The sequence below is a fragment of the Proteus sp. fly-1013 genome, assembly GCF_040140245.1.
In the GTDB taxonomy this organism is placed as follows: domain Bacteria; phylum Pseudomonadota; class Gammaproteobacteria; order Enterobacterales; family Enterobacteriaceae; genus Proteus; species Proteus mirabilis_B.
On record NZ_JBEEWD010000006.1, the window covers coordinates 268,565 to 292,073 of the forward strand.

Consider the following 23,509-nt stretch of genomic DNA (forward strand, 5'->3'; position numbering starts at 1 on the left):
TTTATTGAGTACTCACTTTCTGCTGTTTTTCTGCACTTAATTTATCTAGTGACTGATTTAGCATAAACACATTCACAACGGGTTCACCCATAAACGACATTAGTGGTGATGTTGTATTGTCTTTTATTAATTGCTCAATTTCATTTTTAGTGAGTTGGCGAGAATATGCAATATTTTCAATTTGATAATAGGCTGCTTGTAATGAAATATGAGGATCAAGCCCACTTCCTGATGCTGTGACTAAATCAACAGGAACAGCATGTTGATTATGCGTTGTTTTTTTCCATGTTTGGATGCGTTTAGTTATCTCATTAAGAAGTAATGGATTTGATGTTGCTAGTTGGCTAGCACCTGATGCCATGCTGTTATAGGGCATTTCTGACGTCATTGATGGGCGACTTTTAAAATAATCATCCCGTGTAAATTGCTGCCCAATCAATTCAGAGCCAATAAGTTTATTATCTTGATAAACGAGTGAGCCGTTTGCTTGCCACGGAAAAATAAGGTTGGCTAATCCGGTAACAAGTAAAGGATAGGCTAACCCAGTTATTAGTGTGAGTAATAATAACATCACCAAAGATGAACGAAATAGATGCATATAGAACTCCTTAAAACCCAATAAACGCTAAGATCATATCGATGATTTTAATGCCAATAAAAGGGACTAATAACCCGCTGATCCCGTATAAAGAGAGGTTACGACGCAATAATGAGTGCGCAGAAACAGGGCGGTAATGAACACCTTTAAGGGCAAGAGGGATCAAAAAGACAATAATTAAGGCATTGAAAATAACGGCAGATAGCATTGCAGATGCGGGTGAATGTAAATTCATGACATTAAGCATATTGAGCTGAGGATAAGTGACTGCAAAAGCCGCAGGAATAATGGCAAAGTATTTGGCAATATCGTTAGAAATACTAAATGTGGTTAAGGCTCCTCGTGTCATTAGCATTTGTTTACCAATATGCACCACTTCGATTAATTTTGTTGGATTAGAATCTAAATCAACCATATTTCCTGCTTCTTTGGCGGCTTGAGTACCTGAGTTCATCGCAACAGCGACATCTGCTTGTGCCAATGCAGGAGCATCATTAGTGCCATCACCGGTCATTGCGACTAATCGACCTTCTGATTGATACTGACGAATTAATGCTAATTTTGCCTCAGGTGTTGCTTCAGCCAGAAAATCATCAACCCCTGATTCTGCTGCAATAGCCGCCGCCGTAAGATGATTATCGCCAGTGATCATGACCGTTTTTATACCCATTTGGCGAAGTTGAGCAAAACGCTCTTTAATTCCGCCTTTCACAATATCTTTAAGCTCAACAACACCTAAGATTTTCTGATTTTCAACCACCACCAGCGGTGTTCCACCGGTTCTTGCTACTTGCTCGACTATTGTGGTGACTTCATCAGGAAAATGACCGTGACTGACTTCAATATGGCGACGAATAGCATCAACAGAACCTTTGCGGATCAAGCGTTCACCTAAATTAACGCCACTCATTCTTGTCATTGCAGAGAAGGGAATAAAAGAAGCGCCAATTGACGCTAAATCGCGTTCGCGCAAATTAAAACGCTGTTTAGCGAGGATCACAATGCTTCTGCCTTCAGGCGTTTCATCTGCAAGCGAACTTAGCTGTGCTGCATCCGCAAGCTGTTTTTCGCTAATACCTGAAAGAGGAATAAAACGAGATGCTTGGCGATTACCCAGTGTAATGGTGCCTGTTTTATCAAGAAGTAAGACATCAACATCACCAGCGGCTTCCACAGCGCGCCCACTGGTTGCAATTACATTGGCATCAAGCATTCGGCTCATACCGGCCACACCAATTGATGAAAGTAAGCCACCGATCGTGGTAGGAATAAGACACACTAATAAAGCAATCAAGGTTACTACTGAAATAACAGCGCCATGCCCTTGAAATTCGACAGCAAAAACACTGAAAGGGTAAAGAGTGATACATGCCAATAAGAAAATCAGTGTGAGAGCGGTTAGCAAGATAGTTAAAGCCACCTCATTTGGCGTTTTTCTACGTTTAGCACCTTCTACCATTCCAATCATGCGATCGAGAAATGAATTTCCGGCTTCAGCAGTGCAACGAATGATCAGCCAATCTGACAATACTCGAGTTCCTCCGGTTACAGAAGAAAAGTCACCACCTGATTCACGGATCACTGGTGCTGATTCCCCTGTAATCGCGCTCTCATCAACAGAAGCGCCACCTTCAATCACTTCACCATCACAAGGAATAACTTCACCAGCATTGACTAAAACGATATCACCTTTATGCAGTGAGAAAGAGTCCACGGTTTCTTTCGAGGCATTAATATCTGCGTGATGCAAACGTATCGCTTTGGATTGTTGTTTTGCACCACGTAAGCTCGCTGCTTGCGCTTTGCTCCGACTTTCTGCTAATGATTCAGCGAAGTTGGCAAATAGCAATGTCACCCATAACCAAATCATCACTTGTGATGTAAAGTGATTATCATTAGGGAGATAACCTAACAGCGAAGCAATCCAAATTCCGGTAGTTAAAAGGGCTCCAACATAAACAATAAACATAACGGGGTTACGCCATTGTGCTTGAGGTGTGCATTTTTTTATTGCATCAAAGAAAGCCGACATCACGGTTTTTCTATCAAAAAGTTGCGTTGTTTTCATGATACGTTTCCTTATTTAGCCCAAAACAGCTGTAAGTGTTCTGCAATAGGGCCAAGTGCTAATGCCGGAACAAAGGTCAGAGCGCCGATCATTAATACAGTGAGGATCAATAACAAAATAAATAGCGGTGAAGTGGTAGAGAGTGTTGCTAAGCTTTCTGGCTGACGTTTTTTTACGGCTAAACTACCTGCGATAGCCAAAACAGGTAACATGACACCAAAGCGACCAATCAACATGGCAAGACCTAATAATAGGTTGTAAAAAGGTGAGCTGGCGTTAAGCCCAGCAAAGGCACTACCGTTATTATTCGCAGCAGAAGTAAAGGCATATAACACTTCACTAAAGCCATGAGGGCCTGGATTTAAAATGGCTTCGCGACCAACATCAGTAAATAAAGCGAGGGTTGTACCTAATAAAACAACAGCAGGAGAGATTAAAATAGCAACTGCCACCCATTTCATTTCAGCAACACCAATCTTTTTACCAAGGTATTCAGGTGCTCGTCCAACCATTAATCCAGCGATAAATACAGCTAATAATACATAGAGGATCATGCCATAAAATCCTGATCCCACACCGCCAAAGACCACTTCTCCGGTTTGCATTAACCACATTGGTACCATGCCACCTAAAGCCGTTAATGAATCATGCATGGCATTGACTGCACCACAAGATGCCGCTGTTGTGACAGCAACAAAAATCGCGCTACCAATTATGCCAAAGCGTGTTTCCTTGCCTTCCATATTCAGCGAGCTATCTGTACCCGCAAAGATAAACTCTGGATTTCCTTGCCATTCGGCCCAAGTGATCACAGCAACAGCAACAATAAAAATTAACGTCATAGCCCAAAGCAAGGTATAGCCTTGGCGTTGTATTCCACTTAAACGACCAAAAGCAAAACACAAGGCGGTAGGAATAAGAAATATGGCAAGTATCTGCAAGAAGTTACTTAATGACGTTGGGTTTTCGTAAGGATGGGCAGAGTTTGCCGCAAAATAGCCACCACCATTTGTACCCAATAGTTTAATTGCTTCTTGAGATGCGACTGGACCCATTGGTAACCATTGTTGGTGTCCATCAAGACCTTGGCTTAATACCGCAGGATGAAAGTTTTGTATAACGCCTTGGCTGACAAATAACAGCGACCAAATAACGGCTAAAGGCAATAAAACATATAACGTAATACGTCCAATATCGATCCAAGCATTCCCTAATGAAGTACAAGAAGATTGTGTTAATGCTCTAATTAAAACGAAAGCAACAGCAATACCGGTTGTTGCAGATAAAAAGTTTTGTACTGCAAGCCCCGTCATTTGGCTTAAATAACTGACAGCCGTTTCACCACTGTAAGCTTGCCAATTAGTATTTGTGATAAAGCTAATTGTGGTATTCAATGCTAAATCCCAATTCATATTAGGGGCAAATTGAGGATTTAAAGGTAAATAGCCTTGGTTAAGCAATATGACAAATAATAGAATTGCGCCCATTAAATTAAAAATAAGTAGGGCAAACATATAGTGATACCAGCTCATCGGCTGGATTGTTTTTCCTGCGGGTTTAAAACCACAACAACGCCAAATAACATGTTCGGTTTGAGTTACCCAATGAGGTAAGTCGCCTTCAATAAGGCGAGCTAAATAATGTCCAAGCATTTTCCCCATCACCAATAAAGTGATCAGAAAAACAGCAAGATATATCCACATCGTTGTTGCCATTTTTAAAATGCCTCTGCGTTAAATAACACATAGATAAGATAAGCAGTGAGCAAAACAACTAATGTCACAGCACCGAATATCAGCATCAGAACAATCCTTTTACTATTTAGATTGAGTGAGCGTACTTAATGGGCTGTAAAGATGTTGATAAAAGAGATAGGTGAAGTGTAAAAAAAGTATAAAAATGGCTGATAGGTGATCCATTGACTCCTTGATTGGTTGAAATAATGTCATGCCTTTGTTAGATCTAAGTTAGGTTCAAATAATATGCTAATTAAGTGAATAGAAATTAGCACTCTCTAGGGGATATTGAATGAATACTCTCTATCTAAAGGCCAAATGGTTTTTATACTTCTTAAGCTTATTAATAATTTCATCTATCTTCATAGTTAAAGCGATGGCAAATTCTGATAAAGCATACCTAGTTACACTGGCACAAGAGGGAAATTTACCTGAATTAAAACGTCAGATAGAACAAGGTGCAGATATTGAACAACGTGATCTAAAGTTACGCACACCGCTAATGGCGGCCACACATACCAACCAAATTGAGGTTGCAAAATATCTGATTGAGCATGGCGCAGATGTTAATGCTCGTGATGCTATTCATGATTCACCATATCTTTATTCAGGCGCTAGAGGTTTACAGGAGATCTTAGAATTAACGTTATCGCACGGTGCCTCGCTTAAAAGTGTTAATCGTTATGGTGGAACAGCATTAATTCCTGCTTCAGAGCGAGGTCATGTAAAAACAGTAAAAACATTGATTGATGCTGGTGTGGATGTTGATCATATTAACCGTTTAGGTTGGACGGCTTTAATCGAAGCTATTATTTTAGGTGATGGTAGCCAAAAATATGAAGAGATTGTGACTTTACTTATTGAAGGCGGAGCTAACGTTAACCTCGCTGATGGCTCTGGCCACACACCATTAACCTTAGCTAAAGATAAAGGCTATACAAACATCGTTAATATACTTGAAAAAGCGGGGGCAAAATAATGTCAGATAATCAATTTATACAACAAGCTATATCGCTTGCAATGGATAATGTGAAAGTGGGGGGAAGGCCATTTGGTGCGGTCATTGTGAATAATGATCAAGTGATTGCAAGTGCTGTTAATCAAATAGTAACGACAAATGATCCCACTGCCCATGCAGAATTATTAGCATTACGAGAAGCAGGTAAAGTATTAGGGCGAACAAAACTAGATGACTGTATTGTTTATGCCAGTGGGCAACCTTGCCCAATGTGTCTTGCCGCAATGCGTATGGCGGGGATCTCTAAAATTTTTTATGCTTATTCTAATGAGGATGCAGAGCCTTACGGACTATCGACAGCCCGTATTGCTAAAGCATTAAGAAAGGTACCAGAGCAACAAGAAGGCCTTCAATTTGTACAGATAAAAGCTGAGAATGAAATGCAACCTGAGCTTTATCAGTATTGGTCACAGCAATCTTAAAGATGCTAATTTTTCTATAAATAAAAGCCCTAAAAGCGAGAATTGAAGTAACAGCATAAGATCAGATACTTTTAGGACTTTTTATTTTTACTATTGATGACTAATCAACAAAATAATTGTTTTTCAGCAGAGGTGACATTTAACTGCGATTGCCAACTTTTGAGCGTTAATGTTGCCAACATGGCTAAACCTTCGTAATAAGGGAATGCGCCTTGCAGAGATAATTTCTCTAAATAACGATAAGCCCACGGCAGAAGATGTTCAGCTAATAGCTCATTTAATTTTTCAGGGCGAGTTTCTGCAATCCATGCCACCATCATCACCATTAAACCAAAGTGATCTTCTGGCTCATTTTGAGTTAACGCAATATCAATGCCGTTTTCTAACATCCATTCGCGCAAATCTAATGTTGAGTTACCGAATAATACATTTTCATGATCAAGGTAAACAGAGCCCCAAGGTGGCGCAGGTAGTGCGTAAGGGCCGACAAATAAACGTTGATACGCCTGCGCTAAAGTTTCTTCCGCTAATGTGGTTTGTGAAAGAAGGTTAGCAATGCGTTGCTTTTCTTCATCACTGCCATAAGGCCATTCTTCAACCCACTTTTGACTAGACAGCAGCTCGACAATGTCACTTTTCTCTGTAGGTGCGTAATAAAACGCAGCGCCTAAAATACGGGCAGTGAGAGAAATATCAGTAATAAGTTGTTGTTCCATAATATTTTTATAATCCGCTTAGATTTATTGTCTTTACTATATGCGATTTTCTATCTAAACATAATGACGAAGATTAAAAAAGAGCGATACCGTAATATAAAATGAAAACCGCCATAACAGATAAAAAGAGTGTGCTTTTTAACTATTACAGCGGTTTAAAGGAGGGAGGAATTAATTAACCAACCACCGCCATACCGACAGTCATATGTAAACCATAGAACACACCGCGTCCTATAAACTCACCGGCAAACACTAAAATAAAGCCCAATGCTAACAAAGCAACAGATGGGTTATTTTTACGTAACAGTGGTGCAATCCAGCAACTTAAGCCTAAGACTAAAGCCACTAATTTAATTCCCATTAAAGCACCATAGTTAGGGACTAAATCTACCGCTTTTTGTACAGAGGTTTGAATAGAACCTAATTCAAAACCTTGTGATGTTGCCACAATGGCACTCACAACAATTGCGATAACACTTAATAATGGCAATGCACTGACGCAGTTTAGATTAAAGCCTGCAATCCGCATTAAAAGTGCCGCTAAAATAGGGCCACCGATAAAGGCTGTCAGCACAAAATTAAATGTAGTGTAGCTGTTATACCACGTTGGAACGGTATCAATTTGGTATACACGAGAGATAGCCGTAATAAATAATGCGGCTAATACCATAACCAGCGCGATCCATAATTTACCTAATGCAGCCGGCATTTTATTAAGTACAGCCAGTAACCAGTAAATACCACCCAGTGCAAAGAAAATTGAACCGCTAGCAATTTCATTACTTAATGATGAGTGACCAAAACGAAGCAATGAGTTAAATGCACGTAATGGAGTTCCCATATGCATCATGGAGAGCAAGAAACCAATACCCATTAATGCCCAAAGACCAAACATGCTGTAATGCACTTTTCGGTTCATTTCTGCTGAAAGCTTACCCGAAAGAATAGCGCATCCCATAATAATAAAAGCGCCAGCAACACTTTGACCGATAACGGTAAAAAACATTAGTGGCCATTCATGCAATCCCACCATCTTACACCTCCTCTGGGTTTGCCAGATGACCAGTGGTATCACCCACAGGACGGCTATTGGCATTTAATTTAAGGACAATATTTGGCTTGGTGTATTTTGCTGAAGGAAGCGGGGCGATTTCAGCTAAATCACCATATTTAGCGCGTAACTCTTCAATCGGTGCCATATCTAATGCACGTAGTGGGCAAGATTCGACACAAATTGGTTTTTTGCCTTCCGCCACTCGTTCATAGCAACCATCACATTTGGTCATATGACCTTTGACTTCATCAAATTGTGGTGCGCCGTAAGGGCAAGCCATATGACAATAGCGACAACCGATACAAATATCTTCATTAACGACAACAAAGCCATCTTCACGTTTATGCATCGCACCACTTGGGCAAACTTTGGCACAAGCGGGATCGTCACAGTGATTACACGAAATAGATAAGTAATAAGCAAAAACGTTTTGTGTATAAACACCATCTTGCTCTGTCCAATCACCACCTGCATATTCATAGATACGGCGGAAATTAACTTCTGGAGATAAATTTTTAAAATCCTTGCACGCCAGTTCACAGGTTTTGCAGCCAGTGCAACGACTTGAATCAATATAAAAACCATATTGCGTTGACATAACCAGACTCCTTACGCCTTGACGACTTCAACAAGATTACTGTGAGAAGGATTACCCTTAGCGAGAGGTGAAGGGCGTTGTGTCGTTAACACGTTAATGCTACCTGCATGGTCGATACGGTTACTATCTGGGTTATACCAAGCCCCCTCACTTAAACCGACAACGCCCGGTAAAATACGAGGTGTGACTTTTGCATTGATTCGAACTTCACCACGATCGTTATAAATACGCACTAAATCACCGTGTTTGATACCGCGTTTAGAGGCATCAACAGGGTTGATCCACATTTCTTGAGGGCAAGCTGCTTTTAAGACATCAACGTTGCCATAAGTTGAGTGAGTGCGTGATTTATAGTGGAATCCTGTCATTTGTAATGGATATTTTTCCATTGCCGGATCGCCATAACTTTCAAAGCCAGCGGAATAGACCGGCAGTGGATCAATCACATCGTCAGATGCCAGTTCCCATGTCGCTTTAATGTTGGCAAGTTGAGAAGAATAAATCTCAATTTTGCCTGATGGTGTGGTTAATGGGTTATTTTCAGGATCTTCACGGAATTTGCGATAGGCAACGTGATGACCTTCAGGATCGCGTTTTTTGAAGATACCTTGAGCACGGAATTCTTCAAAAGTCGGCAGTTCAGGTAAGTTTTGACGAGATTGCTCGTAAAGATGACGTAACCACTCTTCTTGAGTACGGTTTTCAGTGAATTTTTCACCCACACCCATACGTTTTGCAATTTCGCTTGTCATTTCATAGATATTACGACTTTCAAAGCGAGGTTTGATTGCCTGATCAGCGAAAATAACATAAGCCATATTACCCGCTGAAGCATCCATACAGAAATCCATCTGTTCTGATGCGGTGCAATCAGGAAGTAGAATGTCGGCATATTTAGCAGATGCTGTCATGTGGTTATCGATCACCACAATCATTTCGCATTTTTTATCGTCTTGCAAAATATCATGAGTACGATTGATTTCAGAATGCTGGTTAACTAAGCAGTTACCCGCGTAGTTCCATACCATTTTGATAGGTACATCAAGTTTATCTTTACCACGAACACCATCACGGGTCGCGGTCATTTCAGGACCACGTAAAATAGCATCCGTCCACATAAACATGGAAATGCTGGTGGTGACAGGGTTAGTTAAAGTCGGCATACGAACAAAAGGAATACTGTAAGAGCCTTCACGAGCACCAGTATTACCGCCGTTAATTCCCACATTACCCGTTAAAATAGAGAGCATCGCAATAGCGCGAGAAGCAAGCTCACCGTTAGAACGGCGTTGAGGCCCCCAGCCTTGTGTAATATAAGCTGGTTTCGCTGTTGCGATTTCACGTGCTAATTTAACAATACGTGAAGCAGGAATACCGGTGATCTGCGCTGCCCATTCTGGGGTTTTGGGCTGACCATCTGCGCCATCACCTAAAATATAGGCCTTATAGTGACCATTTTTTGGCGCACCTTCTGGCATAGTGGTTTCATCGTAACCAACACAATATTTATCTAAGAAAGGCTTATCAACTAAGTCTTCTTTGATCATGACATAAGCTAGAGCATTGACTAATGCAGCATCTGTTCCCGGACGAATAGGTATCCATTCATCTTCACGGCCTGCACCTGTATCGGTATAGCGTGGATCGATGATAATCATTCGAGCATCAGATTTTTCACGCGCTTGCTCAACGTAATAGGTAACACCGCCACCACTCATACGTGTTTCGCCCGGATTATTACCGAACATCACGACGAGTTTGGTGTTTTCAATATCTGAAGGGCTATTACCATCTGCCCAACCACCATAGGTATAGTTTAAGCCAGCCGCGATTTGCGCCGTACTATAGTCACCATAGTGATTAAGATAACCACCACAACAGTTCATTAAACGTGCAATTAATGTTGCACCTGGTGGCCAAGACTTCGTCATGGTGCCACCTAAAGTACCAGTGCCGTAGTTTAGATAAATAGATTCATTACCATAATCTTTAATTAAACGTTTCATGGTATTTGAAATAGTATCAAATGCTTCATCCCATGAAATACGTTCAAACTTACCTTCACCGCGTTTACCTACACGTTTCATCGGGTAACGTAAACGGTCTGGATTATAAACGCGACGACGCATAGAACGGCCACGTAAACAGGCACGAACTTGGTGTAATTCTTCGTAGACATCATTGCCAGTGTTGTCAGTTTCGACATACTTAATTTCACCATCAACCACATGCATACGTAATGGACAACGGCTACCGCAGTTTACAGTACAGGCACTCCACACGACTTTTTCGCTGTTGGTTGCTGGTTTTGTTTCTGAGGCAACGGCTTGATTAAAGGGGAGTGATAATCCACCTGCGGTTATTGCTAAACCACCCGCTGCACCCGTTTTGACAAAACGACGGCGAGATAAAGGAGTGGAAAGTAACGCCATCTCTTTGATGTTTTTCATACATTACTCACTTGATTATTTACATTTTAAGAAAAAATAGAAGCTAACAAGCTTATAAAGAAATAATTATTGTTATTGTTGTTAAGAAATAAGCACTTTAACGTAGGCAATAAAACCCAACTGTTAATGTGGATACTACGTATTTTCTAAAAGTTGTAGTTGCTTTACATCAAAGAAAAGTGATTTATTACAAGTGTTACCAGTTTTTAAGGTCATCTTAAGCTTTTGTATTAGTTATATTTAATCATTTGATTAATAGCTTTATATAAATAAATATATAACGATTAATTAAGTGTTTTGATGTTATCAGTAACATTTGTTGAACGTATTTTCTTGTTTCTATCTATATGATTTTCTTAGTCCAATAGTTATTTTTATTAATCCTTAGCTATCATTTTTAGAAGCTATAATTATCTAACAACCAATTAACCTATTTAGCTAAACAAAAATTAAAATTTGTTTAGCTTTTCGATATTGTTAATTACTTTTAGAAGTCTTAATTTGATTAATAAACACGCTTTTTTGTAGTTTAGATCACAATTAAATACCCTTTATCTGAGTTTTTATTGCTATCTTGAATTGATTTTCATTTAATCTAATTGTTAGCTAAACCGGTTTAGTTTTTATAATTAAACTAATACTCGCTACATAAATAAAAAAGAATGACAGAGGCTATGATGAATATTGAAAAAGTTGCTCACCAGCTTGTGCCTTTATTAGGTGGTGCTGAAAATATCGCAAGTGCAGCACATTGCGCTACGCGCTTAAGGCTTGTTCTTGTTGATGACTCAAAAGCAGATAAAGAAGCAATAAATAAATTAGAGGGTGTGAAAGGGTGTTTTAGTAATGCAGGACAAATTCAGGTTATCTTTGGCACAGGTCTCGTTAATAAAGTACATGCTGCATTTATTGCGGCAGCGGGTATTGGTGAATCAAGTAAATCCGAAGCTGCCAATATTGCGGCTAAAAAGCTCAATCCATTTCAACGAATAGCAAGACTGCTTTCTAATATATTTGTACCCATTATTCCCGCCATTGTAGCGTCAGGTTTATTAATGGGATTATTGGGATTAATGAAAACTAACCAATGGGTAAGTCCTGATAATGCACTCTATATCATGCTTGATATGTGTAGCTCTGCGGCATTTATTATTTTACCTATTTTAATTGGTTTCACAGCCGCAAAAGAGTTTGGCGGAAACCCTTATCTTGGTGCGACACTCGGCGGAATTTTAACGCATCCCGCATTAACTAATGCGTGGGGTGTTGCTGCGGGTTTTAACACCATGAATTTCTTTGGATTAGAAGTCGCCATGATTGGTTATCAAGGCACTGTTTTCCCAGTATTACTTGCCGTTTGGTTTATGAGTGTATTGGAAAAACAATTACGTAAAGTTGTTCCTAACGCCCTAGACTTAATTATCACTCCATTTTTAACCGTTATTATTTCGGGGTTTGTCGCGTTATTAGTCATTGGCCCAGTTGGTCGTCTTTTAGGCGATGGTATTTCATTAATCTTAAGTACCTTGATTACACAAGCCGGTTGGATTGCGGGGCTGATTTTTGGTGGACTCTACTCTGTGATTGTTATTACAGGTATCCATCATAGTTTTCATGCGGTTGAAGCCGGTTTACTAGGCAATCCTAATATTGGGGTTAATTTCTTATTACCTATTTGGGCAATGGCGAATATTGCTCAAGGTGGTGCTTGTATTGCCGTTTGGTTTAAAACCAATGATGCAAAAATTAAAGCTATCACAATCCCATCAGGTTTTTCCGCTATGTTAGGTATCACTGAAGCGGCAATTTTCGGGATTAATTTACGTTATGGAAAACCGTTTATTGCTGCGTTAATTGGCGGTGCTGCTGGAGGTGCTTGGGTTGTCGGTTCTCATGTTTATATGACCGCGGTTGGTCTTACTGCTATTCCGGGTATCGCGATTGTACAAGCAGGTTCAATTATGAATTATGTTATTGGTTTAGTGATTGCATTCTTAACAGCCTTTGTTCTTTCTCTTTTACTGAAATATAAAGTGGAGTCTGCATAAATGATAAAAAGCGAAGGGTTATCTGCAATTTTACAAGCGGTTATGCGTAATAGTACTAAAGCTGTAAAAGATAAATACTATCCTCATTGGCATTTAGCACCAGTAACGGGATTATTAAATGATCCCAATGGATTTTGCTTTGATGGTGAATACTATCATCTGTTTTATCAGTGGAACCCTTTGTCTTGTGAGCATAAAAATAAATGTTGGGGGCACTGGTGTTCAAAGGATCTTATTACTTGGCAACATCAACCCATTGCGTTATTGCCTGATGAATTTTATGACAAAGATGGCTGTTATTCTGGTAGTGCGGTGATCCATCAAGGGCAATTAACTCTTTGTTATACCGGTAATGTAAAATTTGAAGATGGCTCACGCACAGCTTGGCAATGTTTAGCCGTAGAAAATAAACAAGGAGGTTTTGATAAGTTAGGGCCAGTCTTAGGGCTACCAGAAGGTTATAGTGGTCATGTTCGTGATCCTAAAATTTGGCAATATAACAATGTATGGTACATGGTATTAGGCGCACAAACGTTAGATAAACAGGGTAAAGTTTTACTTTATCGTGCATCTCACTTATATCGATGGCAATTAGTCGGCGAGTTAGCCGGAAGTCATTTAGGTGGTTTAAATGACGTGGGTTATATGTGGGAATGCCCAGATCTCTTTGAGCTTGATGGACACTTTATTTTATTAGCTTGTCCTCAGGGAATAAAAAAAGAGCAACATCGATTTTTAAATTCTCACCCTAGCGCCTATTTAATAGGAGATTTTGATTATTCAACCCTGCAATTCCAATATGGTGATTTAATTGAGCTAGATGCTGGTTTTGAATTTTATGCACCTCAAACAACACTAGCTAATGGTAGACGTCTATTATTTGGTTGGATGGGGGTTCCTGATGGAGAAGAAATGTATCAACCGACTATTGCTAATGGTTGGATACATCAAATGACATGCCCTCGTGAATTATATATAAAAGAAAATAAGCTTTATCAACAACCCGTAAAAGAGTTACAGCAACTCAGACAAAAGCCAGCATATTGGCAAGGTTTGGCTGATGATGCGCCAGACATTAATGGATTTTCGTTTGAACTTGAAGTAGAACTATTCGGCTCTCTCGCTATTCACTTTTCTGATACTCTTGTTTTAACTATTAAAAATAACCAAGCCGTGTTAAAACGCCGTAGTGTCAAAAACGGAGAGTGGCAATCACGTTTCTGGTCTGGTGATATAAAACATCTTCAAATATTATGTGATAATTCTAGTGTGGAAATTTTCTTTAATGGTGGAGCTGGCGTGATGAGTAGCCGTTTTTTTCCTTCAGAAAAACAGACTATCTGTTTCTTGGGGAAAGACACAATAAACCTCACAACTTGGCAACTAAAGAATGCATTACTTAGTTAAATACGACTATATAAACGATAAAACAGTTTAAGTTCAGCGAACGTGACATTAAGTAGAATAACAGTGAAAAAACAAAAACGTATCACGATCACCGATATTGCAAAATTAGCGGGTGTTTCAAAAACAACGGCAAGTTTAGTGTTAAATGGCCGAGGTAAAGAGATGCGTGTTTCTGATGATACCATTGCGCGTATTACGACCATTGCGGAACAATATCAGTATCAACCTAATATTCACGCTCGCTCTTTACGTGATAATCGTAGTTATGCGTTGGGATTAGTTATTCCTGATATTACTAACTATGGTTTTGCTTCCGTGGCTTATGAGCTAGAAATATTATGTAGAGAAGCGGGTATTCAATTACTTATTTCTTGTACTGATGAAAATGCGGCTCAAGAAACGCTGGCAATAGAACATCTATTATCACGACAAATCGACGGTTTGATTGTGGCTTCTTGTTTACAAAGTGATGTTGAATATCAACGTTTAAGTAAACAAATACCTGTTGTGTTATTTGACCGTTATTTTGAAGGAACAACACTGCCTTTTGTTGTCACCGATTCAATTACGGCAACACAACAACTTATTGCAGAAATTGCTTCGACAAAAGGCATTGATGAGTTTTACTTTTTAGGTGGACAATCAACGCTTTCACCGACTAAAGATCGTCTTTTAGGTTTTACGCAAGGGCTTTCACAAGCAAATATTAATCTGAAATCAGAGTGGATCATTCATGGGCATTATCACCCAAGTTCAGGTTATGAAATGTTTGGCTCGTTGTGTGCATCGCTAGGGCGATCGCCTAAGTTTGTTTTTACTTCTGCTTGTGGCTTATTAGATGGTGTGTTGCGCTATCTAAGTCAAAATAAAATGATGCAAAATGAAGTCTATTTAGCAGGTTTTGATGATCACTATTTGTATGATTCATTATCAATACCAATAGATACTGTTGCACAAAATAATCCTGAATTAGCGTCACACTGTTTCCGACTGGTTATGGGATTAATTAACCAGACAAATTTAGAAGTTCATCAAATTTTTGTTCCAGCAAAAATTCATCAACGGCATGAGTAAGATTGAGCAATTTTATGCAATCATCAGTATAGTGTTTATGATACAAGCTGATGATTTTTACTGTTGATGGAGTCAATATTCAATGCGACAAGAGCAGGCTAAACTTATTCACCTTCCTGAGCTTAATAGCCTTGCTTATTTGCAAGCTGAATATCTACATCAAACTTTCTCGCGCCATACTCATGAAGGCTTTTGTATCGGAGTTATTGACGATGGCGCACAACAGTTTTATCGAACAGGAAGCGAACATATCGCACCTAAAGGCGATATCATTATTGTCAATGCAGATGAAATACACACAGGATCATCAGCGGTTGAATCTGGCTGGGCGTATCAAGCTATTTATCCCACACCAGAATATCTGCAAACATTAACGCGTGATTTGCAACAAGAACGTGGTTCAACACCGTGGTTTCCAGATGCCGTTATTCACGATCCGGGTTTAAGCCAGCAGCTTTTATTGCTCTTTTCATTATTAGAACAACCTAATAATTTTCTACTTAAAGAGTCACTGTTACTTTCAACAATGGCAATGTTGATATTGCGTTATAGCAAAACACGAATTCAAGAAAAGCCGTTGAGTGCAATAGGGCAACGGCTGCAATGGGTAAGTGAATTAATGAATGACGCACCCGAAAATGAATTTTCACTTAATACCTTAGCGGAGATGGTAAATTTAAGCCCTTGGCATTTTCTACGTCAATTTAAAAAAGAGATTGGTATGACGCCTCACGCTTGGCTTATTCAAGCGCGAATTCGCAAAGCAAGACAGTTACTTTCTTTAGGTCATACGCTTTCTGATGTCACACAACTTTGTGGCTTTTCGGATCAAAGCCATTTCCATCGCCATTTTAAAAATGCCATTGGTGTCACGCCGGGTAATTATTTAAAAGGGCTTCGATTGTCATCCTCTTTAAAATCCCCTTTATTGTCGTAAAAATAAATGGCAGTAAAAATACAGCGTAATAAAAAAACAAAATAGCAATTTTATACAATCCCATTTATCTTTACTGACTGATAATCATTCTCCATAGAATTAATGTATTAGAAGTGAAGACAGGTAAATGGAAAAAATCAAAAATAATAATGAAGATGGGCAAGTAATGCGTGCTTTCGGCCTTGGTGCTTTGCATGTTTTGCCTTTATGCCTTGCAGTTATTCCTTGGGGAATATTAGCGGGATCAATGGCGGTTGATGCAGGGTTAACCTTTGCACAAAGTGTCGGAATGTCTGCAATTATATTTGCAGGAGCAGCACAACTAGTCACACTAGGATTAGTGGTTTCTGGTGCAGGAATGCTGACTATTATTGTTTCTGTTTTTTTTATTACAGCACAACATCTTTTATACGGGTTGACCTTACGTCCACATGTTGCCCATTTAAAATGGTACCAACGTATTACGATAGGTTTTTTATTAACGGATGAGCTTTTTGCTGTTTCAGCACAACCTAAAGTAAAACTCACACCTGCTTATATGATAGGTGCGGGATTATGTTTTTATTTAGCGTGGGTAGCTGTCAGTATTGTCGGCATTATTATGGCAAGCCAAGTTTCTTACTTATCTCGTTATCATCTTGATTTTTCTATTGTTGCTACTTTATTGGCGATTGTTATTCCGTTAATAAAAACATTTAGTACATTAGTTGGCGTTATTGTCTCTTTTTGTCTCTCGATTATTTTCAGTTGGTTGAATATAGAAGGTGGCGTAGTTATTGGTGGATTAACAGGCATGTTTATTGCTGTTTGTGTAGCTAGAGCAAGAGGAGAACAAAAATGACATGGTCGTTATTATTAATTTTGGCACTGGTCATTTTCATGTTGCGTTATTTCTTTCTTGAACCGGCGATCCCCGTCAAATTACCGTCAGTGATCAGACAAGCATTAGGATATTCTGCGCCTTGTTTATTAACAGCAATTTGTGCGCCAATCGTACTGTTAGAGAAGGGCGAATTTAAAGGTATCTTAGATAATCCTTATCTTTGGGGAACCTTATTATGTGTAGGATTAGCACTTAAAATACGTAATACCTTAGTGGTGGTGTTACTCACATTAGTGGGTTTTTATCTGCTCAATGCCTTGTTAAACTAAATATCAAGGTGATTTTATTTAACATGACATTTACATTTTAAAATTATCATTTCTGTAATAATATAAGTCGTTATTTTTCAGCCGTCTTTGAACGGCTGATTCTACCTCTCTTTTCTTAATCACCATTCTTTATTCGACTCGTTTCACCTCTCACTTTTAACGTATACCAATTGATGTTGTGTTAAAGAAATGTGATCTAAATTGCTTCGATTTGGTTTTGCTTTTGCTTTTGGTTTTTTGTTTTGAATACCATCGCAGAATCACTGACCTGATCTCCTTATTCTCGTTATCAATGATACGGAGGCACTTTATATGTTTTCAGAAGAACGGCGACAGGAAATTTACACCATCATCAGGGAACAAAAGAAAGTTAAAGTGGCTCAGCTTGCGGAGAAATTCAGTGTCACATTGGAAACTATCCGCAGTGATTTGAAATACCTTGAAGGAGAAGGGTTGATCAAACGTTGTCATGGTGGCGCCATACTAGGGAAACAAGAAATTAAAAAAATAAGTAAATTTAGTGATAGTTTTGATATTTCATGTTTATTGCACGATTTATTAATCGTGAGAGAACGTAAAGATAGAAAGCCTGAAGGCAAAGTCTGTGTACTGGGATCGTTTGTGGTCGATATTATTGCCAATGTCGATTCTTTTCCAAAAGTTGGTGAGTTAATTAACTCTAAAAGTAACTCGATAGGTCCCGGAGGCAAAGGAACAAATCAGGCAATGGCTGCCAGTTTTTCTGATGCGAAAGTACACTTAATAACGAAAGTGGGTGAAGATCATTTTAGTAAATACGCTTATAAATATTTACAAGAAAGCGGAATTGATTCTTTTACTATTTTTCAAACAGAAATAGAACCAACGGGTAGTTCAATTAGTTATTTGGCAGATAAAACACAAAACAATATTACAGCAACTTATTTAGGGGCGAACAATACATTCTCAGATCAAGAGATTGATATTTCTTTACCTTATGTAAGTGAAGCGGATGTGTTATTGCTCCAAGGTGAAATTAATATAGAAGCCAATATTAAAGCCGCACTGTTTGCAAAATCCGTTAATAAAACAGTCGTACTTAATGTTGCGCCTTATAACGATAATCTAAAGCAACTTTATTCAAATCTTGATTTTATTACCTTAAATGCAAACCAAGCATCACATTGGGCTGACATTGAAATAAACGACATTAATGATGCTAAACAGGGTATTGGCGTTATCTCAGGTGATGAAAACAAGAAAGTCATTATCTATATGGATGAGCTTGGCGTGGTCTATTTTGATGGACGATCCACATTTCATATACCCCCTATGCCATCGTTGCGAGTGGATACGATGGCAGCCACGGATGCTTTTAACGGCGCATTTGCTTCAAAAATAGCGGCAGGAGGCACAATGCATGAGAGTGTATTATTTGCCAGTGCTTTCCTCTCTGCATTTATAGAACAAAAAGGCGTAACAGCAATGCCTGTGCTTTCTCAAGTTCAGGCTCGCCTTAAATCAAGGCTCGAAGATATTCGACCACAAATAATCTGCAATGAGAAAAGGTGCATATAATGAAAAAAACACTTCTGGCATTTACCCTATGCAGTTCCATTTTTACACTTCCGGCTTTTGCTCAATACCCTGAAAAGCCGATTACTATTGTTGTTCCTTGGGCTGCTGGAGGCAATACTGATACCGTTGCACGCTTAGCAGCTAAAGGGCTACAAGAAGAATTGGGTGTGACCGTTAACGTGGTAAATAAAACCGGCGGTAGTGGTGTTGTAGGTCACGATGCGATTAAAAATGCAAAACCTGATGGCTACACGCTGGGGATTGCAACGGTTGAAATTACCATGATGCATCATCAGGGAATGACGAAATTAACTTATCAAGATTACACACCGATCACACGTCTTGCTGTTATTTATGGTGGATTACAAGTTGGAAAATCTTCGCCATTTAAAAATGCACAGGAAATTATTGATTATGCGAAAGCAAACCCAGGCAAATTAAAAGCATCGGGTAGTGGCTTAAATTCAATCTGGCATCTCAATACGATTGGTATGTTACGTGCCGCAGGATTGCCTGATAACGCCATTCGCTTTATTCCATCTCAAGGTGCAAGTGCTGCATTACAAGAGCTTGCTTCTGGTGGTGTTGATATTGTGACGTCTTCATTAGGCGAAGCGGACAGTATGGTAAAAGCTGGATTAGTGAAACATATGGCAATTATGTCAAATGAGAAGTCTGCTTTTTATCCTGATGTACCGTTATTCAAAGAAGCCACTCCTTATAACTGGGATCTGCAAGCGTGGAATATGCTAGTTGCACCAAAAGGGCTAGATAAAGAAGTACAAGATAAACTCACTGCAGCAATGAAAAAAGTGTATGCCTCTGGTGAACTAGCCGAGTTTGCAAATAAACAAGGTTTTGAAGTTATTGAATTATATGGCGATGATGCCACTCAATTTATGGCCAATGAAGATAAAAAGTTTGGCGAAATTATAAAGAAATAACTGAGGAAACGGCTGAATAACAGCCGTTTTTATGCCTATGCTAAATCGTCATATTCTATCGCTAATATTCTGTTGCTTTGGTTTATTTCTTATTGTTTATAGTGCGTATTCATTAGGTGATTTTAGTGAATATGGTGCCGCATTTATGCCTTCTATTATTGGCGGTGGCATGATTATATTTTCATTAATAGATATATTTTCACGTGATCAAGAAAGTGATATTCCATTAGTTTCATGGCATGAAATAAAATTTGTCTTATTAATTATTGGCATTATTCTTTTTTATGTTTTGGCATCAGATTATCTAGGTTTTATTTTAACGGGTCTAATTATTACAGCACCGTTAATGATGAAATATGCAACAACAAAACCTATATATAGTTTTATTATTTCAGCCAGTGTGGTGTTAGGTGTGTATTACTTATTTACCGCTGTACTGTTAGTACCGCTACCTCAGCTATTTTCATAAATAGAGAACAACAGTATGGATATATTAATTAGCGCACTTGCTTATATTGATTACACAACAATACTTGTCGTTATTGGTGCTTGTTTATTTGGCTTATTTGTTGGTGCAATTCCCGGATTGACATCAACAATGGCAATCGCATTAATGGTACCATTTACTTTTTTTCTTGATCCCATTCCTGCATTAGCCTTAATGATTTCTGTCGGAGCCTCTTCTATATTTGCGGGTGATATTCCTGGTGCCTTATTAAATATTCCGGGTACACCTGCATCGGCGGCTTATACCAATGATGCACACTCCTTAGTTAAAGAAGGTAAAACAAACCGTGTATTAGGTATGTCGTTAACAAGTTCTGTCATTGGTGGCGTTATCGGTACGATTATATTAGCGTCCACAGCCCCAATTTTAGCTGAGTTTGCTTTAAAATTTAGCTCTTATGAATATATGTGGCTCTCTTTAATTGGACTTAGCTGTGCAACCATTGTTTCAGGCTCACATATTCGAAAAAGCTTATTAGCACTGTTTTTTGGTATTGCATTAGCGACTATTGGTTACGATGAATTTACCGGACAAGCACGCTTTACTTTTGGTGAAGTCTCTTTAATGCAAGGAGTAAGCTTTATTCCAGCAATGATAGGATTATTTGCCATTTCAGGTGCAATTAAATATTACGTTGAACGTTGGAAAGAAAAGCAAATCACGCTAAGTGAAGTAAATGCCGAAAATAACTCTTACAATATTTTTAAAGGGATTGGTGGCGTTGTTCGCCAGCGTAAGGGCGGTATTTTCCGTAGCGGAATAATAGGAACATTAATTGGTGCTTTACCCGGTGCTGGTGCCGATATTGCAGCATGGATCTCTTATGCGGTTTCAAAAAAGCTTTCCAAAAAACCAGAGAAATATGGCCATGGCTCTGAGGAAGGTATTGTTGATGCTTCTGCGAGTAATAACGCAAGCTTAGCAGGGAGTTGGATCCCATCTTTAGTTTTTGGTATTCCGGGCGATTCTGCGGCTGCAATTATTATCGGTGTATTGTATATGAAAGATATGCAACCGGGGCCAACACTGTTTTTATTCAACCCTGATAAGTTGTATGCCGTTTTTATTATCTTCTTTATCGCTAACCTTATTTTATTACCGATTGCTTTTATTGTTGTCAACTTATTGAAAAAGATAGTTGCTATTGATAATGCGATTATTTATCCAGCAATTATCTTATTTAGTCTTGTCGGCTCTTACGCAATCACAAATACAATGTCTTCTATTGTTGTTATGTTGGTAATGGGTGTTATCGGTTATTTTCTTCAAGAACGAAAATTTCCAATATCACCAATTATTTTGGGCATGATCTTAGGGCCAATGTTAGAAAAAAATTTACTCTCATCGTTAATGAAATCTGATGGTGACTTAATTAATTTCGTTAACAGACCTATTTCGATGGTATTAGCAAGTGTATTTCTACTCATTGTCGTGATGCAAATTAGAGGTGCATTTAAAGCCAAATAAATAACCTATTTAATACTCAATATTTATTACTAAACGTTTAATTATAGAGAGATACTTTTTTAAGTATCAGGGAAAACTCATCTTAAATAAAGCCAGTTTATTTAAGATGTCAGAAATCAGCAGATAAATAAAAATATCGGGTGATCACATGAAAAAAATATTAAATAAGCCAGAAAATTATGTCGATGAAACATTAGCGGGTTTATGCCTAGCTCATAGTGATATTTATTACCAACCACAGCCAAGATTGATTACTCGTTCTAAAAAAACAGATAAGCCCAAAGTGGGTATTGTAACTGGTGGAGGTTCAGGCCACTTACCTGTATTTACAGGATATGTCGGTGATGGCTTATTAGATGCCGCCGCCGTAGGTGATGTTTTTGCTTCGCCTTCTGCCGATTTAATGGCAGATGCTATTCGTGAGGCGAACAACGGATTAGGCGTATTGCTACTTTATGGTAATTACGGTGGCGATATCATGAATTTTGATATGGCGACTGAAACGGTTGATTTTGAAGATGATATTCGTTGTACAACCGTTTTAGCCGCTGACGATGTAGCTTCAGCAAAACCAGAAGAGGCGCACAAACGCCGTGGTGTTGCTGGGATGATCTATGGTTTTAAAATGGCAGGTGCCAAAGCAGAAGAAGGTGCAACGCTTGATGAAGTCACGCGTATTGCTCAAAAAACCATGGAAAATACCCGAACTATTGGCTGTGCGTTGACATCTTGCACCTTACCCGCAGTAGGACATCCTACTTTTGAAATTGGTGAAGATGAGATGGAAATGGGGATGGGCATTCACGGAGAGCCGGGAATTTGGCGTGATAAATTACGCAGTGCGGATGATATTGCACAAGAAATGTTTGAGCGTCTACAAGCAGAATTATCATTAAAAACAGGGGATAAAGTCTCTGTATTAGTGAACTCTTTAGGCGCAACGCCATTAGAAGAACTTTATATTCTGTACAACAAAATTGCACAACTGATTAATAAAACAGGTGCGACTATTGTGCATCCATTGGTCGGTCGTTATGCCACATCTATGGAAATGACAGGGGCAAGCTTAACATTGTGTAAGTTAGATGATGAGCTAGAAGCCTTAATGAGTGCGCCGGCTCATTGTGCATTCTGGAGAGTATAACGATGAATATTACACTTGAAATGCTCAAACAAGCGGTTTTGCGTATCGCTATCGCCTGTGAGCAATCTCAACCAATGCTGTGTGAAGCAGATAGCCGCCTAGGTGATGGGGATCTAGGGATCACCATGCAAAAAGGCTGGCGACAAATTGCCGATGATTCACAAGATTGGCCAGATGATCTCAGCAAAGCACTTTTTCAATGCAGTAAATCATTACAAAAAGCCTGTGCTTCTTCTTTTGGTACATTGCAAGCAACGGCTTTTATGGCAATGGCAAAATATTGCAAGGAAAACCAGCTTCACGAAATATCATCTTCCGACATTTCGCCATTATTAACGGTCGCATATCAAAGCATGATGGCGAGAGGAAAAGGGGAATTAGGGCAAAAATCTGTACTCGATATTCTTTACCATTTATCTGAAGCGCTAAACCCCATTTTAGCTATCGATAATCTAAAAGCAGCGGCATTACAAAGTGTTGAGAGTACGCTTAATGAATTTCGCCAAAAACCTAATTTATTAGGTCGAGCTCGTATGTTCCCAGAAAAATCGATTGGTTTAGATGATCCGGGCATGTTGGCAATTAAAGTTATTGTTGAAGCAATCTGATTT

At 39.0% G+C, this 23,509-nt stretch carries 22 protein-coding genes; 14 read left to right on the plus strand and 8 right to left on the minus strand.

Annotated features, from left to right (window positions below; translation table 11 throughout):
• Nucleotide 1: 1 nt before the first annotated feature.
• From kdpC to ABN236_RS19355, 4 genes are read right to left on the minus strand one after another with little or no spacing between them, the layout of a single operon-like run.
• Nucleotides 2–598 (minus strand): potassium-transporting ATPase subunit KdpC, encoded by a 597-nt coding sequence (kdpC, locus tag ABN236_RS13440; protein ID WP_349474205.1) that lies wholly within the window; start codon nucleotides 596–598, stop codon nucleotides 2–4.
• Nucleotides 599–608: 10 nt separating this feature from the next.
• Nucleotides 609–2,666 (minus strand): potassium-transporting ATPase subunit KdpB, encoded by a 2,058-nt coding sequence (gene kdpB / locus ABN236_RS13445; RefSeq protein ID WP_088495531.1) that lies wholly within the window; start codon nucleotides 2,664–2,666, stop codon nucleotides 609–611.
• A gap of 11 nt (nucleotides 2,667–2,677) precedes the next feature.
• On the minus strand, nucleotides 2,678–4,381 hold the full coding sequence (gene kdpA, locus ABN236_RS13450; protein ID WP_088495532.1) for a potassium-transporting ATPase subunit KdpA: 1,704 nt from the start codon (nucleotides 4,379–4,381) through the stop codon (nucleotides 2,678–2,680).
• Nucleotides 4,382–4,383: 2 nt separating this feature from the next.
• Entirely contained in the window at nucleotides 4,384–4,467 is an 84-nt protein-coding gene (locus ABN236_RS19355) for a potassium-transporting ATPase subunit F (protein WP_100158289.1), read from the minus strand.
• A gap of 227 nt (nucleotides 4,468–4,694) precedes the next feature.
• Between ABN236_RS19355 and ABN236_RS13455 the strand changes: the two genes are divergently transcribed.
• Nucleotides 4,695–5,381, plus strand: coding sequence for an ankyrin repeat domain-containing protein (locus ABN236_RS13455; protein WP_349474206.1), 687 nt, complete (start codon nucleotides 4,695–4,697; stop codon nucleotides 5,379–5,381).
• The gene (locus ABN236_RS13460; protein WP_088495534.1) at nucleotides 5,381–5,842 is read left to right on the plus strand and encodes a nucleoside deaminase; all 462 of its coding nucleotides are present in this window, start codon (nucleotides 5,381–5,383) and stop codon (nucleotides 5,840–5,842) included. Before ABN236_RS13455 ends, ABN236_RS13460 begins: the two co-directional genes overlap by 1 nt.
• A 104-nt stretch (nucleotides 5,843–5,946) precedes the next feature.
• Here the strand turns inward: ABN236_RS13460 and dmsD are convergent, their stop codons facing one another.
• The 4 genes from dmsD to dmsA all read right to left on the minus strand — a co-directional run bounded on the left by dmsD (nucleotide 5,947) and on the right by dmsA (nucleotide 10,660).
• Nucleotides 5,947–6,558, minus strand: coding sequence for a Tat proofreading chaperone DmsD (gene dmsD / locus ABN236_RS13465; RefSeq protein WP_349474207.1), 612 nt, complete (start codon nucleotides 6,556–6,558; stop codon nucleotides 5,947–5,949).
• Nucleotides 6,559–6,733: 175 nt separating this feature from the next.
• A complete protein-coding gene (locus ABN236_RS13470) occupies nucleotides 6,734–7,591 on the minus strand; it encodes a DmsC/YnfH family molybdoenzyme membrane anchor subunit (protein WP_349474208.1) in 858 nt (285 codons plus the stop codon).
• Between the two features lies 1 nt (nucleotide 7,592).
• Entirely contained in the window at nucleotides 7,593–8,210 is a 618-nt protein-coding gene (locus tag ABN236_RS13475; RefSeq protein WP_023582154.1) for a DMSO/selenate family reductase complex B subunit, read from the minus strand.
• Nucleotides 8,211–8,221: 11 nt separating this feature from the next.
• The gene (gene dmsA / locus ABN236_RS13480) at nucleotides 8,222–10,660 is read right to left on the minus strand and encodes a dimethylsulfoxide reductase subunit A (RefSeq protein WP_270753242.1); all 2,439 of its coding nucleotides are present in this window, start codon (nucleotides 10,658–10,660) and stop codon (nucleotides 8,222–8,224) included.
• Nucleotides 10,661–11,337: 677 nt separating this feature from the next.
• On the opposite strand from dmsA, the gene ABN236_RS13485 reads away from it, so the two are divergent.
• The 12 genes from ABN236_RS13485 to ABN236_RS13540 all read left to right on the plus strand — a co-directional run bounded on the left by ABN236_RS13485 (nucleotide 11,338) and on the right by ABN236_RS13540 (nucleotide 23,506).
• On the plus strand, nucleotides 11,338–12,708 hold the full coding sequence (locus ABN236_RS13485) for a sucrose-specific PTS transporter subunit IIBC (protein ID WP_088495538.1): 1,371 nt from the start codon (nucleotides 11,338–11,340) through the stop codon (nucleotides 12,706–12,708).
• Complete coding sequence (locus tag ABN236_RS13490; RefSeq protein WP_349474209.1) at nucleotides 12,709–14,115, plus strand: sucrose-6-phosphate hydrolase; 1,407 nt, start codon at nucleotides 12,709–12,711, stop codon at nucleotides 14,113–14,115.
• A 63-nt stretch (nucleotides 14,116–14,178) separates the two neighbouring features.
• Nucleotides 14,179–15,189 carry a LacI family DNA-binding transcriptional regulator gene (locus ABN236_RS13495; protein ID WP_318618715.1) on the plus strand — a complete coding sequence of 337 codons (1,011 nt, stop codon included), beginning with the start codon at nucleotides 14,179–14,181 and terminating at the stop codon, nucleotides 15,187–15,189.
• A gap of 82 nt (nucleotides 15,190–15,271) precedes the next feature.
• A complete protein-coding gene (locus ABN236_RS13500) occupies nucleotides 15,272–16,126 on the plus strand; it encodes an AraC family transcriptional regulator (RefSeq protein ID WP_349474210.1) in 855 nt (284 codons plus the stop codon).
• A gap of 127 nt (nucleotides 16,127–16,253) precedes the next feature.
• Nucleotides 16,254–16,967 carry an AzlC family ABC transporter permease gene (locus ABN236_RS13505; RefSeq protein WP_349474211.1) on the plus strand — a complete coding sequence of 238 codons (714 nt, stop codon included), beginning with the start codon at nucleotides 16,254–16,256 and terminating at the stop codon, nucleotides 16,965–16,967.
• A complete protein-coding gene (locus ABN236_RS13510; RefSeq protein ID WP_075673103.1) occupies nucleotides 16,964–17,278 on the plus strand; it encodes an AzlD domain-containing protein in 315 nt (104 codons plus the stop codon). Before ABN236_RS13505 ends, ABN236_RS13510 begins: the two co-directional genes overlap by 4 nt.
• Nucleotides 17,279–17,590: 312 nt before the next feature.
• Nucleotides 17,591–18,835 (plus strand): PfkB family carbohydrate kinase, encoded by a 1,245-nt coding sequence (locus tag ABN236_RS13515; protein WP_349474212.1) that lies wholly within the window; start codon nucleotides 17,591–17,593, stop codon nucleotides 18,833–18,835.
• A complete protein-coding gene (locus ABN236_RS13520) occupies nucleotides 18,835–19,779 on the plus strand; it encodes a tripartite tricarboxylate transporter substrate binding protein (RefSeq protein WP_349474213.1) in 945 nt (314 codons plus the stop codon). The genes ABN236_RS13515 and ABN236_RS13520 overlap by 1 nt, the downstream gene beginning before the upstream one ends.
• A gap of 31 nt (nucleotides 19,780–19,810) precedes the next feature.
• Nucleotides 19,811–20,248, plus strand: a complete 438-nt coding sequence (locus ABN236_RS13525; protein ID WP_194952540.1) for a tripartite tricarboxylate transporter TctB family protein — start codon at nucleotides 19,811–19,813, stop codon at nucleotides 20,246–20,248.
• A 15-nt stretch (nucleotides 20,249–20,263) separates the two neighbouring features.
• A complete protein-coding gene (locus ABN236_RS13530) occupies nucleotides 20,264–21,754 on the plus strand; it encodes a tripartite tricarboxylate transporter permease (protein WP_088495545.1) in 1,491 nt (496 codons plus the stop codon).
• Between the two features lie 148 nt (nucleotides 21,755–21,902).
• Nucleotides 21,903–22,898 (plus strand): dihydroxyacetone kinase subunit DhaK, encoded by a 996-nt coding sequence (locus tag ABN236_RS13535; RefSeq protein WP_349474214.1) that lies wholly within the window; start codon nucleotides 21,903–21,905, stop codon nucleotides 22,896–22,898.
• Between the two features lie 2 nt (nucleotides 22,899–22,900).
• Nucleotides 22,901–23,506: a dihydroxyacetone kinase subunit L gene (locus tag ABN236_RS13540; protein WP_349474215.1), complete on the plus strand. Its 606-nt coding sequence runs from the start codon at nucleotides 22,901–22,903 to the stop codon at nucleotides 23,504–23,506.
• The last annotated feature ends 3 nt before the right edge of the window (nucleotides 23,507–23,509 follow it).